Genomic DNA, 15,955 nt, shown 5'->3' on the forward strand with positions numbered 1-15,955 from the left:
GGGCGGTGGGTGAGAAGGACCTGGGGGCGGAGGGCCGCGGCCAAGACCCGTCGGCGCCCTCCCATGCATCTGGCAGCCCAGCTCTGCCATTTTTCCCAAAATTGGCAGCCCAACTCTGCCAATTTCAGATACTGCCGAGTCGAGAAGGACGATGCGCCAGGGGCCGTGCCCCCCGCCAACGCGCCGAGCGCCTACCTTTGCGACGGTTCGTCAGTAGAACTTGTGCTAATCCGTCAGTAGAAAGCGCGCTAATTCATCAGTGGAGTCTGTGTTAAACTCTCAATAGAAACTGCGCAAATCAGTCAGTGCGACTTGGGAGGATGCGATGATCGACCGAGAAATGCACTCTAAACTGCACGAACTTGCCGGTAAATATCCCATCCTCTCCGTCACCGGACCGCGCCAGGGAGGCAAGACCACGCTCGTGCGCAGCGCGTTTGCGGACTACGAGTACCTCTCCATGGAGGACCCGGACGTCCGCAGCGAGTTTGAGGACGACCCCCGGCTCTTCCTCTCCCGCCACGCCTCCCACATCATCTTCGACGAAGCGCAGCGCACGCCCGAGCTCTTCTCGTACCTCCAGGGCATCGTCGACGAGACGCGCCAGCCCGGACAGTTCGTCATCACGGGATCACAGAACTTCCTGCTCATGAAGTCAATCGGTCAGTCGCTCGCCGGGAGGGTGGCCCTCTTCACGCTGCTCCCCCTCTCCCACCACGAGCTCTCGGAGGCTGGCCAGGAGCCGGAGGGCCTGTTCGACTGGCTGTACCAAGGCGGCTACCCCCGACTCGTCGCGGACGGAATCGACCCGCTCGACTTTTTCCCCGACTATGTGAGCACCTACCTTGAGCGCGACGTTCGGGCGGAGCTCGGCGTTCGCAACCTCTCCGCCTTCCAGACGTTTCTGAAGCTCTGCGCCCTCAGGGTAGGTCAGCTCCTCAACGTCTCCTCGCTTGCGTCTGATTGCGGCATCTCGCCCAACACGGCAAAGGAGTGGCTGTCAATCCTGGAGGCAAGCCATCTGGTGTTCCTCCTGTGCCCGCACTGTGCCAGCCCAACCAAGAGACTCGTAAAGTCCCCGAAGCTGTACTTCTGTGACACGGGCCTCGCCGCCCACCTCATGGGCATCTCCAGCAGCGAGGAGCTGTCCGGAAGCCCCCTCAAGGGACCCCTCTTCGAGTGCGCCGTTATCTCCGAGCTCAAGAAGCGCGGCTACGCGCGCAAGCGAGACCCCCAGCTCACCTTCTGGCGCGACGGCCGCAAACGAGAGATCGACGTCCTCGTGGAGCGGGGCGCACGCGTCGTGCGAGCCGTGGAGTGCAAGTCCTCCACCACGTACCAGTCGCGCTACTTCGACGTCCTCAACAAGATTGCTCAGGACGAGTTCTCCCTGGACGTCCGGCAGCAGGCCGTCGTGTACGGTGGGGAGGCCGAGGCGCGCACGCCCCGGGGCGACATGGTGCCCTACACCCGCATCGGGACGCTCCTCGGACTTGACGGCTGACTCGATCGCGTGGCAGAGCGCCCGACGAGAAGAACAATGGAGGCAGCAAAACCTCCGAGCCTAGAGTCCAAGAAAGCCTCGCTCGAAACCTCCGGGGAAGCTGTACATGAGGTCCTTGTCGCCAAATCGGGCCTTGATCATACCGCCGCCGATGCTCACGATCCGGCCCTCTCCATACGCCTTGTGGCGCACGGCGTCGCCAACCGCAAGCATCGCCAGCTCCTGAGGCGTCGCCTTCCGAAAGCTCGGACGAAGCGCGGTCGCCTCAGAGGTGGAGGGTGATTCCGCCGCGGTCCGCACGTCCTGCGCGGGACGGGCCGTCTCGCGCGGCATCGAAGCCTCGGCCACGCCTGTGCGACGTTGCACCGGCCCCCTATCCGGCTGGCGCGCGCCGTCAACCCCAGCAGCATCCATCACGCGCCCGGCTCGCCCGCTCACGGTGCCGTCCGAGCCCAGCCGTGTGTCGCGCAGCTTCATGACCTCGTAGTCCTCGCGCGAGAGCGCCGTGTCGAAGAGGCCCACGCTCGAGTCGTACGCGTGCCGCTCGATGCCCGTGTACGAGAGGCTCGCGTCCTCGTAGCGCCGGAACTTGTAGACCGCATCGTTCATCACGGAGTCGTTGAAGACGCCGAGCGAGACCAGGAGCTCGAAATCGCGCACCTCGAGGCCGGTCACTCTCTTGAAGAGCCCGGGCTCGAGCTGGGTGATCACGTCCTTCAGGCACTGCTCGCGGTAGTCCGTGAGGTACATGAACACGGGTATGCGCGTGGCGAACTTGATGAGCTTCTCCTGTATCTCCTTGCGCTTGCTCTTGAACTCCTTCTCCTCCTCGGAGAGCTGCTTCTTCTCCTTGGGGGTAAGCTCGCCCTTCTCCTTCTTGGCCTTCTTGACGGCCTCGGACTTGTTGATGATGGTCTGAATGTCGTCGTTCAGGCTGCGGAACCCCTCGATGCTCATGAGGGCCTTCATGGCCTCGGGACTTGCGAGCAGGCGGCGCAGCGTGTCGTTGTCCACGTTGACGAGAAGCGCGCTCTCCCAGCGACGCGCGAGCAGCGTGGCAGAGGTGCCCGCCATCGCGATGTCCAGAATCTCCGCGGCGTTGACCTCGCGCATGGCCGATCCGTCGTAGGCGAGAACAGGGAGAAACTTGATGAACTCCCCCACCTTGCGCTCAGGGCTCGTCTCGTTCACGGAAAGGCGGCAGCTGTAGTCGGAGACCATGGCCAGGGCCCGGTCAAGCGCAAAGTCAAAGACGTAGCACTCCTGCTTGAGAACCTGCATCTCGCCCTTCTCGGTGCGCGTGGTCCACGGACTTTGAACGCGGAAGGCCGTCTGGAAGTAGGTCTCGGGACTCTTGAGGTTGCGCAGCATCAACACGCCGCTCCACGGCTTGACGGTCACGCCAGTGGTGAGCTTGCCGCAGGAGAGCGTGATGGTCTTGGTTGCCAGGGGATCGCCCATGGCGCGGCGCACGGGCCAGACCGCGTCCACGCCCATGCCGGCCCTGTTGCCAGCAGCAACGATAACGTTGTAGTCATGGAAGAACGTGTTCTGGCGCTGGGCGAGGAGGTTGGCCATCGCCTCGCAGGAGGCCACGTTGGGCAGGAACCACAGCGTATGCGTGAGGGTGGAGAGCAGGCGCGTGTCCGAGAAGGGCATCGGGGGCTTCTCCGCGCCCAGCTTGAGGTCGTCCACGGAGGTATCCGTCGAAGAGCCGCGAATGAGGTCGAGCCATTTCTGCACGTACTCCTCGTACTTGAAGCGCGCGGATACGCCCCGCCCCTCTGCCGAGAAGAACAGGTTGAGATCGAACTCGTTGAACTCGCCCTGTCGGGCGATGCGCGTTATGGCGTCCGGCACGCGGTACGTCATGAGCACCATGCGCGGCAGCGTCTCGTAGGGGTTGTCCGCGCCGACCCAGCGCTCCTTGGCAGCCTGCTCGTCAGAGTAGGTCCAGTTGAAGACCTGATCCTCGATGAACTCGCCGGAGTTGAGGGCGCGGAAGGGCGTGCCGGAGAGGTAGAGGTAGAAGCGCGACTGGATGGGAAGCCAGGTCTCGTCGATGGCGTTGCCGCTATCATCAACCTCAACGTCCACCACCTCGTCGCTCTGGACGGCAAACAGGTCCTGAGCCTTCTCCCGCCAAGCGCCGAAGTGATACTCATCAAAGACCACGAGATCCCAGTCCTCGAGGTGCACCCACTCGTTCTTGGCCTTGATGCCGCCCGTCTCGCGATTCACGCCCAGGTAGTCCTGGAACGAGCCGAAGCAGACGATGGGCCTCGAGGGGTCGCACTCCTCGTAGGTTCGGCCGTCCTTTGCCACGAACTGCCAGCCATCGAAGTCGATGTGACACTCGAGGTCGTCCCGCCACGCATCCTCCACGGCGGGTTTGAAGGTGAGCACCAGCACGCGGCGCATGCCCATGTCCTTGGCGAGCTCGTAGGTGGCAAAGGTCTTGCCGAAGCGCATCTTGGCGTTCCAGAGAAACTTGGTCGCGTCATGGGAGCCGGGAGCTTCGCAGCGGCGGAAGTAGGCCTCGGTCTTCTCCACGGCGGCACGCTGCTCGGGGCGCATGGCAAAGCTCTCGGTGCGACGGCTCTCGTAGTCCCTGCGGTCGCGCACCTCGAGCCAGGCGTTGCGCACGTCGTCGACCGTGCAGCGGAACCATTCGCCGCCCACGTTCTGGATGCCATTGGCCTGGAGTCGCTTGTGGACGTCGTGGTCGGTGAAGGAGGTTCCGTCCTCGCGCATGGACGACTCGGAGAAGACGATCTCGTACGGCTTGCCCTCCCCCGGCTGGATCACCGGGAACTGCTGCGCCACACGACGCTCGACGTCATGCTTGGTGAAACCCACCTTGAGCAGACCGTCGTGCTCGACGTAGAGGTCATGGTAGGCGTAGATCTGCGGATGGACGTCCGGGCGCTGGGGGAAGAAGGAGGCGCTAGTCATTGGAATCGTCCAGATCCATCGGCTTAATCATCGAATCGATGAACTCAATCTCCCGCTTAGTCAAGCTGTACCGCCCATACAATGCTTGGTCGGTAATACGGGAAGAGAAGTCCTGCATTGGTACAAATTCATATACTTTAGCTGGAGCCATCTGAGAAACTTTAATCAATGACACCATAAACCTAAAAAACTTAGTCCTAATGTAGTTCATAACATTTCTAGCAATAGATTCTTGGCTAAATGGACCAATCATGACGTAGGTTTCCGTACAACACGACCCGGGACTAGCAAGAATTGGTTGCCCAATTATTTGGTGCGGAATAGCATCGCCAGCGTTGTATGCCCTAGAAATAAAAATCTTCCACCGGTCTATGCTTTCCTGATTTTTCTCTATCTCAGAGGGCCCAATGTAGCCCACGCCGCCTCGCTGATACAGCTTTATTGGCTTATCAACACTCGGCTTGCTATCTCCTTGGACAAATGTTCTCAATCCAAAAGGCTTCTGGGAGCTCACCAGCTTTGAGAATGATTCGAACTGCTCGTTAACAACCTTTCGGTAGATGTTCACCCCTTCCTCATAACGAATTAGGAACTCCGATCCAGGTTCCTTTAAATAACGAAGCTGCTGCTCAAAAGCAGAGTCTCCGATATGAGTAACAATCTGGCACTTGCCTTCCGATTCGCGCTCCCAGAGGAAGTAGCAGACACCGCCTTTGATTTCGACACCCGTTCCAAAGCAATCAGCCGCATTGGTGAAATCGTGAAGGATGCGTACGTGCTTATCGGAAATCATTTCATCTCGAAATGCATCCAATCCCTTCCCACCGGAAAACCAACGAGACGGGATAATCATTGTTAAATATCTAGGATTTAGTTTTTTTGCTTGCTCAACGAACAGCTGATAGATTGGACTCGCGCTTGCCTGTGCGCCGCCATCACTCAGCTGATACGGCGGGTTGCCCACGATGACGTCAAACTTCATGCCAAAGATCTCCTCGGGGTGCGTGGTGTGAATGAACTCGTAGGCGTGCGTCTCGAGACTCTCGTCGCGGTCGTACTGACCCTGCGACGCCCCGCAGTACACGCATCGTCCTTCTCGCCACGTGTGTTTGATGTTTCGGAAGCGGATGTTGCCCTCGTCCCCGTCGAACGCGCTCACGGAGAAGCGGCCGTTGGGGTACTTGGAGCAGTAGAGGCCCCGCCTTGAGAGAAGCGCGGTCAGCCCCGTGATGGCGATGCCGAAGAGCTGCTCGTGCATGATGTGGTCCACGCGCTCCTGAAGGTCGGGATAGACCTCCTCGAGCCCCTTGATAAAGCGTTTGGCCGCCTCGCGCAGGAAGACGCCCGACTTGCAGAACGGGTCCAGGATCTTGACGTTCGGATCGCTCCACAGCTCCTTCGGCAGCAGGTCGAGCACCTGGTTCGCCAGCTCCGGCGGCGTGAAGACCTCGTCGTTGGAGAGGTTTGCCAGACACGTGAGGACATCCGGGTTGTACGAGCGCCTGAGAAGGTTAGCCAACGCGGCTCACCTCCCGATAGTCCGTAGGCGGGTACTCGCGTATGGCTGCGGGGATGTAGCCCTGGGTCTCCTCGTCGAACTCCCACAGGGCGTTGGCCTCGCCGAAGAGCGACGCCTGGCCGCCCTTCTCGACGTTTCCCTCCAGAAGCTCGCTCAGCAGGAAGTCGCGCCGCTTGACCAGGTCGCCTGTCACGAGCGACCACTCCGCGAAGGTGATGGGCTCGCCGCTCGCGTCCTTGAGGGTCAGGGCGTCGCCGCAGAGGATGTTCTTCTCCAGCACGTAGCGGATGGCGTCGAGGAACGCGGGCTCGACGGCACCCTTGATCGACGAGCGCGCGTCCTTCTCGACGATGTCGAAGAGGCGGTCGCGACACTCCTGCGCGTTGTCCGGCTGGATCTCCACGCCGTAGATGCTCGAGACGGCGAGGAACGCGTAGCGCTGGTACTCGAGTGGGCTCTTGCGGTAACGCGAGGCCACGACGGCAAGCTTGCGCCGCAGCACCTCCGCGATAAAGTTGCCGTTTCCGCAGGCAGGCTCAAGAAAGCGTGAGTCGATGCGCTCGGTCTCCGTCTTAACGAGGTCGAGCATGGCGTTGACCTCGCGCTCGGCAGTGAAGACCTCACCGTGGTCGACGACGCGCTGCCGTGATTTGACCTGACCTTCCATCGCTCCGCCTCAACTGTTGGATATATTCAACAGTTAGGCTATAGCAGATTCTTTAGCTGTGGTCTATATCCAACAGCTCAGACGGCGGCGCTCGGTAGCCTTGAGCACATGGATACCGCTGAAGCCTGCAAGTTCGTCCGCGCCCGTGTCGGCAGCAACGTCGGCAGGCTTTGCTGTGAGAAGGGGCTGAGCCAGTCCCGGTTCGCGGCCATGATCGGCGTCGATCGCTCGCACCTCAACCAGCTCATCGGCGGCAAGAGCAACGTCACGCTGGACGTGCTCGTAAAGATTGCGGACGGTCTCGACGTCCCGCTGACCAGCCTGTTCTTTGGCCTCGGCGACGCCGCCCCGCAACGCATCGAGTACGACGGCACGCCCGAGGGCGCCGCGCAGTAGCGAGCCTCGTCCCGCGCCGCCGCCCGCATGCGGCCTTGCCGCTGCTTAACTTTTGCGTCTCATCCGGGATTTTGGGTTTTTCCTGCTTAGAGATCGCACTTCGTCCGGAAGGGGCGGACCGGGCTGGGCGCAGACATAAAGTCGCACGTTATTCTCGCCTCCGAATGAAGGGCAGAAGCTAAGCGAGAAGGACCTGTGGTCCCGGATGGGACGCGATTCTTAAGCCGGGCCACGCCGCCGCCCCGGATGAGTCGCATATCCTAAGCGCGCCGGCCCCCAAATCCCGGATAAGGCGCATATTCTAAGCAACCGCGCGAGAAGCGCGGCCACCGCCCGCCCGACGTGCTACCCTAGCCTGCGGCCCGGACCGGCCAAACGAAGGAGCGACCATGCCCGCCTACCAGACCGCAGTCTTTGACCTCGACGGAACCCTGCTCAACACGCTCGAGGACCTCACCCTCTCCACCAACGCCGCGCTCGCCGCGCACGGGATGCCCGCGCACCCCATCGAGCACGTGCGCCGCTTCGTGGGCAACGGGATCGCCCTGCTCATCCACCGCGCCGTGCCCGCCGGCACCCCGGCGGACGTCGAGTCCGCAGTGCTCGAGGACTTCAAGCGCCACTACGGCGCGCACTGCGAGGACCACACGGGCCCCTACCCCGGCATCCCCCAGATGCTCGAGCGCCTGCGCGCGGCCGGCGTCGCGCTCGCGGTGGTCTCCAACAAGGCCGACTTTGCCGTTCAGGAGCTCGTGGAGCGGCAGTTCCCGGGAACCTTCGACGCAGTCTTGGGAGAGAACGAGGCCGCCGGCATCTCCAAGAAGCCCGCGCCCGCGATGGTCGAGGCCGCGCTCGCGCGCATGGGACGTAGCCGCGACGGCATGGTCTACGTGGGCGACTCCGAGGTGGACGTGCAGACGGCGGCCAACGCGGGATGCCCGTGCCTCTCGTGCACCTGGGGCTTTCGCACGCGCGAGGAGCTCGTCGAAGCCGGCGCCACGACGTTCGTCGAAACTCCCGCGGAACTCGCGCGGGCCATCCTGGGCTAGGGGCAGCTCGTTCTTCTCGGCACCTCTGACGACACCTCCCGGGAAGATTCCGGGATGCCACCGGAAACGTTCGTGGAACCTTGCCAGACGCTCGCCTAACAATTTGAGAACAGACGCATAACCCGGCCGCCCACGGGTTACACTCTAGCTAACGTCCGTTTGGCCTCCGTAGAAAGGAACCGCCATGGGAAAGAAGGCAGCCGAGGCTCTCGACATCAACTACGAGGGACTGGTCGAGTACCTGCACCGTAATCACTCCGTGTACATGAAGATCGGCTCGACCGTCTACTATCTTACCGACTGCAACTATGAGTCTTGGCGCGCCCAGGACACGAGCCGTCGCAACGAGAAGAACCACTTCGTCGACTGCTCCGAGCTCGTCCCCACCGTCGACGAGTTCCTCGCCCTTCCCTTCGTCAACGGCAAGACCATTCAGGAGGTCTTCGATCACGCCACGTTCTACGCCTCGCTCTCCGGCGAGAAGGACGAGTAGGCCCGTACGCCACCTTGGCATGACGAGGGGCCGGTCCCAGCTGGGGCCGGCCCCGTTTTTCATGCGCGCCGAGAAGAACGTGCGGGTTACGGACGGTTTTTGGGCTCGAACCGTCCGCAACCCGCACCTATCCCGAACGCGTGCGGGTTGCGGACGAAATCTGAGTCGGAACCGTCCGCAACCCGCACCAAGTGACCGATCTACTCCGCCAGGGCGGCGCGACCGTAGGCGTCGGCCGCGAGCATGGCGGCGGCGACCTTCTCGGGCGTGACCTCGAAGGGCATGTTGCCGAGGGTGTCGGTGGGCGCGCAGGCGAGCTTGGCGACCTCGAGCACGCGCTCGTAGCTCGCGTCCTCGACGCCGAGCTGCGCGAAGGTCACCGGCAAGCCCACCTCCACGCAGAAGTCGAGCACCTCGTAGAGCTCGTCGGCGTTCTCGAGCACGAGCTGGGTGAGCGTTCCAAAGGCGACCTTCTCGCCGTGATAGTAGGCGTGGGTCTCGGGAAGGGCGGTCATGCCGTTGTGGATGGCGTGCGCGCCGGCGAGGCCCGCGGACTCAAAGCCCAGGCCGGAGAGCAGGGTGTTTGCCTCGATGATCTTCTCGACCGACTCGGTGCAGGCGCCGGCCTCCAGCGCGAGCTTGGCCTTGAGGCCGTCCGAGATGAGCGTCTCGTAGCAGAGCTGTGCGAGGGCCATGGCGGCCTCGGTGACGTGGCCGCCGGCGCAGGTGGTGGCGTCGGAGCGCGTGCAGGCGCGGGCCTCGAAGTAGGTGGCCAGCGCGTCGCCCATGCCGGAGACCGTCAGGCGCACCGGGCTCTTGGAGATGACGTCGGTGTCCATGAGCACGAGGTTGGGGTTGCTCTTGAAGAACTGGTACTCCTTGAACTGGCCCTCGTCGGTGTAGATGACGGAGAGCGCCGAGCACGGGGCGTCGGTCGCGGCGATGGTGGGCACGATCACCACGGGCGCGTTCACCGCGGCGGCCACGGCCTTGGCGGTGTCGAAGATCTTGCCGCCGCCCACGCCCACGACGACGTCGGTGCCTGCCGCGCGGTAGACCTCCACGAGGCGGTCGATCTCGGCCTGGGAGCACTCGCCGTTGAAGTTGTCGTAGGTGCAGGCCACGCCGGCCTGCTCGAGGCTCGCGGAGATGACGTCCCCGGAACGGCGCAGGCCGCCCTCGGAGATGACCACGAGTGCGTGGGCGCCGTAGGCCTTGACGTACTCGCCGAGGCGGGCGAGCTCGCCGGGGCCCTGGACGTACTTGCTGGGACTGATGAAGACGCGTGCCATGCTGCTTCCCTTCTCCGTCTGACCTTCTCTGCCTGATCGTTCTTCTCAGCAGAAAGGCTCCGCACGCCCTTACGTACGGAGCCTTGGCTACTTTCTATCGTAACACTTCTACTTCTTGACCACGAGCAGGGGGTCGCCGATCTTGACGAGCGGGCGGCCGCCGAGCAGGGTGCCGGAGTCGCCGACGTGCTCGACCTTGGAGAACGCGTCCGGGTTGGAGATCGTGCAGGTGACGACGTCGTCGTAGCCCGCGAGCTTGATGGAGGCGTTGTCGAAGGTCAGAAGCGGCTGGCCGGCGCGGACCGCGTCGCCCATCTTGACGAGGCTGTTGAAGCCCTTGCCCTTCATGTTGACGGTGCCAATGCCCACGTGGACGAGGACCTCCATGCCCTCGTCGGTGGCGATCACGATAGAGTGGTTGGTCGTCGTGACGGCGCCCACACGGCCGGAGACCGGCGAGTAGATGATGCCGGTGTCGGTGGTTGGGACGATGCCGTAGCCGTCGCCGAGAAGACCCACCGGCAGGACCTCGTCCTTGACCTCCTGCAGGCTCACCAGCACGCCGGAGATCGGGGCATAGACCGCGTCTGAGCGCGTGGCAAACGAGGCCTCGGGCGGGTTGGCCTTGCCCTCGGCAGAGACGAACTTGCTCTTGAACTTGTCGAGAAGACCCATCTTTAAGCTTCCTTCCTTCCTTATGCCTTGCGAGCCACGAGCAGCGGGTCGCCGAGCTTGACGAGCGGGCGGCCGCCGAGCAGGGTGCCGGAGTCGCCGACGTGCTCGATGTTGCTAAACGCGTCCGGGTTGGAGATGACGCAGGCGACGACCTCCTCGTAGCCGGCGAGCTTGATGGCCTCGACGTCGAAGGTCATGAGCGGCTGGCCGGCGCGGACCTCGTCGTTGGCCTCGACGAGGCGCGTGAAGCCCTTGCCATCCATCTTCACCGTGTCGATGCCGATGTGGATGAGGACCTCGATGCCGTCGTCCGTGCGCAGGCCGATGGCGTGGTTGGTGACGGTGACAACGCTCACGCGGCCGGAGACCGGCGCGTAGAGCACGCCCGAGCCGGTGGGCAGGATGGCGTAGCCGTCGCCGAGCAGGCCGGCGGAGATGACCTGGTCGTTGACCTCCTGCAGGCTGAGGAGCACGCCCGAGACGGGGGCATACACCGTGTCAGGGCGGGTGGCGAAGGTCGCCTCGGGGTGCGTCACCTTGCCGTCGGACGAGACGAACGCGCTCTTGATCCTCTCAAACAGTCCCATGGGACACCTCCTGGTCGCGTGCATGAGCTTCAGAACCCTCGTACCCATCTATAGTACCCGTGTGACCGACGAGGCTCACTCCCTGCTTGAGGCCATTCGGCCAACGGGTCTGTCAATTGGGGACGTGTTTTTTCGTGCAGACAAAAAGGGACAGGTTCGGGGCGGCGGCATTCCAGCCGCCCCGAACCTGTCCCTTTTTGTCTGCACGAAAAAACACGTCCCCAATTGACCTACGTGCGGGCGAGGATGCTTCGGGACGTGAGGTAGGTCACGAGGAAGTAGCCGCCGTAGAGCGCCACGACAAAGGCCACGGTCCCCACGAGCGCCGTGCCGATCTGGAATCCCGTGAGCAGAGCCACGATGTCGTTGACCACGGAGAGCGCCACCGCCGCGTGCGCCACGGCCACCACCAGCGGGAAGAGGAAGTACACCCCCACCTGGGCGAGAAGCGCGTGGTCGATCATGCGCTTCTCGGCGCCGAGCTCGGCGAGCACGCGGTAGCGGCCCACGTTGTCCGCCGCCTCGGAGAGCTGCTGGAGGGCGAGCACCGTCGCGCAGCACACGAGCAGGATCACGCCGATGTAGATCGCCAGATAGGTGACCACGACGGTGGTGCCGGACGCCTGATCGAGCAGGCTCTGGGCGGTCGTGCACATCCAGACCGGCCAAGCGTCGAGCGTGGAGCCCTGGTTCATGATGTCGCCATAGGCCTCGTCGATCGCGGCGACGGCGGCGGGCTCCACCTCGGCGCGCTCGCCCGCGTACATGAGGTTCACCACGGTCGAGGTGGGGCCGACGCCCTCCGGGACCAAGTCGTCGGGGACGATGAGTGCGCCCGACACCGTTCCGCCTGCGCTCGTGTCCGAGAAGGGCAGGTGCGCGAGCGGCTCGTCGGCAAAGCGCAGCGTCCGGCCCCGGACCTCGACCTCGGGGTTCTGCGCGATCACGGCCTCCCAGAGCTCGTCGAGGGACGACATGTCGTTCCAGAGCAGGCACTCATCGCCCGCGAGCTCAACGCTCTTCTCGCCCGCCATCCGGGCCAGGGCGTTGTACTGCGAGACCGGTACGATGACGAGGCGCTGGTCGGTGTTGCCCTGCATCATGGTCTGCATGGTCGCGTTGCCGGTGAAGTCGGTGTTGGCAAAGAGCTCCTCCACCGTGGTGTCCACGAGCACGTTGCCCTCGGCGTCGTAGGTGTACTGGTTGACCTGGACGGCGTCGCGAAAGAGCTCGTCGTAGTTGGGGATGTCGGCGCGCAGGCGGGCGATGGCGTCGTAGCCGTCCTCCGCGGCCGGGCCCTCCTCGGGGTCGGCGGAGACGAGCGCCGAGGCCATGCCCATCGGGTAGCTCACGAGCGACATGTCATAGCGCGTGCCCATGCTCAGGCTCTCGTTCATGCCCGTCGCCACCGAGAAACCCGTGCACACGCCGCAGATGGCCAGGAAGAGCATCGCGCACACCATCGAGATGGAGAGCCACGCGGTGTTGATGCGGCTGTTGAGCTGGCGCATCACGAACATGTTGAGGCCCTTGAGGTAGGCCCGCGGGCTCGCCTGGAGCGCGCGCAGGGCAAAGCCGGAGATCGAGAAGAAGAAGAGCAGCGTGCCAGCAGTGACCAGGCCCGTGGCGATGGCGAAGTACGGGCCCTCCTCCATCATGCCGTGCTCGAGCAGGACCTTGTAGGCCACACCGATCAGCGCGAGCGACACGAGGAAGAGCACCACGGAGAGCGGCAGGCTGCGCAGGCGGACCTTCTCGCTCACCTTGTCGGCGTTGATGAGGTCGATGAGCTTGTAGCGGCTGACCGTGGTCACGTTGAAGACGAGCGTGACGAGGAAGATGCCCGCGAAGCACGCCACGGTGGAGAGCGCCGCCGCGGGCGAGAACGCGAAGACGAAGCCCTTGATCGTGGCCTCGAAGAGACCTGCCGTGACGTACATCATGACCTGCGAGAGCGCCAGTCCCAGCAAGAGGCCCACCGCGAGCGCGACCACGCCCACCGCGAGCGTCTCGATGACCACGATCCAGGACACGTGGGCGATGTCCATGCCCAGCGTGAGGTAGATGCCAAACTCGCGCTTGCGCCGCCGGATGAGGAAGCGGTTGGCGTAGACGACGAGAAAGCCCAGGATGATGACGACGAACACGGAGAGGCCGGAGAGGATGTCCGCGAGGGCCTGCACCATGCGGCGTTGGTCCTCGCCCATCTGGATGACGGCGGCCTGGTCGGTGATGGAACCGAAGGCGTAGAACACGCAGACTCCAAAGGCGAGCGTGAGGAAGAAGACCGCGAAGTCGCGGAAGGACTTGCGGACGTTTCCGAGCGCAATCTTAGCGTACATCTGCGCCCTCCCCTCCCAGGAAGGACACGACGTCCATGATCTCGTTGAAGAAGGCCTTGCGCGTCTTGTCGCCGCGGACGATCTCGTTCCAGACACGGCCGTCCTTGAGGAAGAGGGCGCGGCGCGCGTAGCTTGCCGCGAAGGAGTCGTGCGTGACCATGATGATCGTGGCGCCGTCGGCGTTGAGCGCCTCGAAGCTCTCGAGCAGGCGACGTGAGTTCTTGGAGTCGAGCGCTCCGGTGGGCTCGTCGGCAAGCACCAGCGACGGGTTGGTCACGATGGCGCGGGCCGCGGCAACGCGCTGCTTCTGGCCGCCGGACATCTCGTGCGGGAACTTGTCGAGCACGTCCGCGACGCCCAGACGGGCGGCGACCTTCTCCACGCGGCCGGGCACGTCGCGGGCGGTCGCGTGGTTGATCGTGAGCGCCAGCGCGATGTTCTCGCGCGCGGTCAGGGTGTCGAGCAAATTGGAGTCCTGGAAGACGAAGCCCAGGCGCTCGCGGCGGAACTTCGAGAGCTGGCCCGGGCGCAGCGCAGTGATGTCCTGGCCGTCCACGTAGATGTGGCCCGAGGTGGGTCGGTCGATCGTGGAGACGCAGTTGAGCAGCGTGGTCTTGCCCGAGCCGGACGGGCCCATGATGGCGAGGTACTCGCCGGCCGCGACGTCGAAGGACACGCCGTCGAGGGCGCGCGTGACGTTGGAGCGGCTGCCATAGAGCTTCTCGACGTTTTGGCAGGACAGGGCGGGCGTTACGGAGCTCGCCGCAGCGTCGGGGCCGACGGGACGAATGTGAGCGGGTGCCATGGGGCTCCTCTCGTCTGGGATCTGGTACACGACCATACTCGCCCGGCAAGCACGCTGGTGCCATCGAACGCGCTTATCGAGACCTTACGCTTTCGCAAGGTAGGCGCGAGGGAGAGGAGGAGGCGGCTCAGCATGGCCCGCCCTCTGCAAAATCGGCCTTCAGTCCATAATCGGGCCGCGCGAAAAACAAAACCCGCCTTCGATCCATGACTATTTCGGGCATTTTCGCCACCGGAGCAAGGCCGGCTCTCAGCCAACGGTTGTGTGCCGAATGTTGGTGTCGGGCCACGCCCGTTCCGGCCCGATTGTAGCGCCTAGGCCGCGGCGCGCATCGCCTCCAGCACGATCACCTCCGCCCTGCGCAGCGTCTCCTCGGTGGGCGCGGGGGACTCCGCGTCGCGCCCCAGGTCGCGCATCCCCTCCGCGTCCATGAAGTGGCCGGCGGCCCACTGGTCGTTCTGGTCGGCCAGCGCGGCGCCCACCAGGCGCACGAGCGAGCGCGAGGAGGGGAAGACCTGGACCGCGTCGGTCCTGCGCTTTATCTCGCGGTTGGCGCGCTCCTGCACGTTGTTGGTGCGGACCCTGAGCCTGTGCTCGGCGGGGAAGGCGAGGTAGGCCAGCGCGTCCTCGCGGGCGTCCTCGAGCAGCTCCGCCGCCCTGGGCTCGAGCCGGCCGACCTCCTCCACGGCCCTGTCGTAGGCGGCCCTCACCAGCGCCGGGTCGCGCTCGCGGAAGACGGCCGAGAGCGCCGCCAGGGCGCGCCTGCGGTCGTCGCGCCTGCGGAGGCGCCCGGCGACGTCGCGCATCAGGTGGGCCACGCAGCGCTGCCAGCAGGACCCGGGGAAGACCTCCCGCACCGCCCGCCTGAGGCCGGCGTGGGCGTCCGAGACCACGAGGGCCACGCCCGAGACGCCCCGGCGCCTGAGGCCCCGCAGGAAGGACCTCCACGACTCGTGGGACTCCACGTCGACGTAGTCCAGGCCGACGTAGCGCCTGGAGCCGTCCTCGCCGGCGGCGATCGCCGTGACCACGGCCCTGCCCTCGACCCGCCCGCCCTCGCGGCAGCTCACGTAGGTCGCGTCGAGCCACAGGTACGGGAAGCGCTGGGAGAACTCGGCCTCGCGCACGGACGCCACGTCGTCGTCGAGCGTCGCGCACATCCTGGAGACGGCGGAGGGGCTGAGCCGCCCGAACTCCAGGTCGGCGGCGGCCCGCTCGATCTTGCGGGTGGAGAGGCCCAGCCTGTAGACCTCGGCTATCGCGCCCACCATCGCCCGGTCGGCGCGCGAGTAGGGCCGCAGGACCTCCTCGGGGAAGTAGCTGCCCTCGCGCAGCCTGGGGATCCTGAGGGTGATCTCGCCGATCACCGTCATCAGGCGGCGCTCGCGATAGCCGTTGCGGCGCACGCCCTCCTCGCCGGCGATCTCCTCGACCGCCATCTCCATCGCGGCGTTGACGCAGCCCTCGACGAGCCCGACGGCGAGCCGCCTGAAGTCGATCGTGCCGTCGGCGGTCATCGGCATGTCGGCCAGCGCCATCGGCGCCGCGCCCTGCTGTAAAGTGTCCATGTGGTCATCTCCCAAGTCTCTGTCAGCGTGGTAACTGAAGATTCTAGGCGGTGGCCACACCCCTTTTCAGGGGTGCTCTGACACCAACGTTTGGCACGCGATC

At 64.4% G+C, this 15,955-nt stretch carries 13 protein-coding genes; 4 read left to right on the forward strand and 9 right to left on the reverse strand.

Annotation, left to right across the window (positions count from 1 at the left end):
- Positions 1 to 325 precede the first annotated feature (325 nt).
- Complete coding sequence (locus B5F85_RS10100) at positions 326 to 1,504, forward strand: ATP-binding protein (RefSeq protein ID WP_239386879.1); 1,179 nt, start codon at positions 326 to 328, stop codon at positions 1,502 to 1,504.
- 60 nt (positions 1,505 to 1,564) lie between these two features.
- Here B5F85_RS10100 and B5F85_RS10105 read toward each other — a convergent pair whose 3' ends face one another.
- The 3 genes from B5F85_RS10105 to B5F85_RS10115 are packed head-to-tail and all read right to left on the reverse strand — an operon-like array spanning position 1,565 to position 6,645.
- The gene (locus B5F85_RS10105) at positions 1,565 to 4,459 is read right to left on the reverse strand and encodes a GIY-YIG nuclease family protein (protein WP_087316901.1); all 2,895 of its coding nucleotides are present in this window, start codon (positions 4,457 to 4,459) and stop codon (positions 1,565 to 1,567) included.
- Positions 4,452 to 5,978 (reverse strand): Eco57I restriction-modification methylase domain-containing protein, encoded by a 1,527-nt coding sequence (locus tag B5F85_RS10110; RefSeq protein WP_087316903.1) that lies wholly within the window; start codon positions 5,976 to 5,978, stop codon positions 4,452 to 4,454. Before B5F85_RS10110 ends, B5F85_RS10105 begins: the two co-directional genes overlap by 8 nt.
- A complete protein-coding gene (locus B5F85_RS10115; protein ID WP_087316905.1) occupies positions 5,971 to 6,645 on the reverse strand; it encodes a restriction endonuclease subunit M in 675 nt (224 codons plus the stop codon). The genes B5F85_RS10110 and B5F85_RS10115 overlap by 8 nt, the downstream gene beginning before the upstream one ends.
- 108 nt (positions 6,646 to 6,753) lie before the next feature.
- On the opposite strand from B5F85_RS10115, the gene B5F85_RS10120 reads away from it, so the two are divergent.
- The 3 genes from B5F85_RS10120 to B5F85_RS10130 all read left to right on the forward strand — a co-directional run bounded on the left by B5F85_RS10120 (position 6,754) and on the right by B5F85_RS10130 (position 8,583).
- On the forward strand, positions 6,754 to 7,041 hold the full coding sequence (locus B5F85_RS10120) for a helix-turn-helix transcriptional regulator (protein WP_087316906.1): 288 nt from the start codon (positions 6,754 to 6,756) through the stop codon (positions 7,039 to 7,041).
- 389 nt (positions 7,042 to 7,430) lie between these two features.
- Positions 7,431 to 8,090 carry an HAD-IA family hydrolase gene (locus B5F85_RS10125; RefSeq protein WP_087316908.1) on the forward strand — a complete coding sequence of 220 codons (660 nt, stop codon included), beginning with the start codon at positions 7,431 to 7,433 and terminating at the stop codon, positions 8,088 to 8,090.
- Between the two features lie 184 nt (positions 8,091 to 8,274).
- Complete coding sequence (locus B5F85_RS10130; protein WP_087316909.1) at positions 8,275 to 8,583, forward strand: CDP-alcohol phosphatidyltransferase; 309 nt, start codon at positions 8,275 to 8,277, stop codon at positions 8,581 to 8,583.
- A 200-nt stretch (positions 8,584 to 8,783) separates the two neighbouring features.
- Here B5F85_RS10130 and B5F85_RS10135 read toward each other — a convergent pair whose 3' ends face one another.
- The 6 genes from B5F85_RS10135 to B5F85_RS10160 form a co-directional block, all read right to left on the reverse strand.
- Entirely contained in the window at positions 8,784 to 9,875 is a 1,092-nt protein-coding gene (locus B5F85_RS10135) for a glycerol dehydrogenase (RefSeq protein WP_087316911.1), read from the reverse strand.
- 108 nt (positions 9,876 to 9,983) lie between these two features.
- Positions 9,984 to 10,550, reverse strand: a complete 567-nt coding sequence (locus tag B5F85_RS10140; RefSeq protein ID WP_087316913.1) for a PTS glucose transporter subunit IIA — start codon at positions 10,548 to 10,550, stop codon at positions 9,984 to 9,986.
- A gap of 20 nt (positions 10,551 to 10,570) precedes the next feature.
- Entirely contained in the window at positions 10,571 to 11,137 is a 567-nt protein-coding gene (locus B5F85_RS10145; protein WP_087316914.1) for a PTS glucose transporter subunit IIA, read from the reverse strand.
- Between the two features lie 230 nt (positions 11,138 to 11,367).
- On the reverse strand, positions 11,368 to 13,479 hold the full coding sequence (locus B5F85_RS10150; RefSeq protein WP_087316916.1) for an FtsX-like permease family protein: 2,112 nt from the start codon (positions 13,477 to 13,479) through the stop codon (positions 11,368 to 11,370).
- Complete coding sequence (locus B5F85_RS10155; protein ID WP_087316918.1) at positions 13,469 to 14,284, reverse strand: ABC transporter ATP-binding protein; 816 nt, start codon at positions 14,282 to 14,284, stop codon at positions 13,469 to 13,471. The genes B5F85_RS10150 and B5F85_RS10155 overlap by 11 nt, the downstream gene beginning before the upstream one ends.
- Before the next feature lie 314 nt (positions 14,285 to 14,598).
- Complete coding sequence (locus tag B5F85_RS10160; RefSeq protein ID WP_087316920.1) at positions 14,599 to 15,852, reverse strand: IS256 family transposase; 1,254 nt, start codon at positions 15,850 to 15,852, stop codon at positions 14,599 to 14,601.
- Positions 15,853 to 15,955: the final 103 nt, after the last annotated feature.

Source organism: Olsenella sp. An293 (assembly GCF_002159495.1).
Classification (GTDB): Bacteria; Actinomycetota; Coriobacteriia; order Coriobacteriales; family Atopobiaceae; genus Thermophilibacter.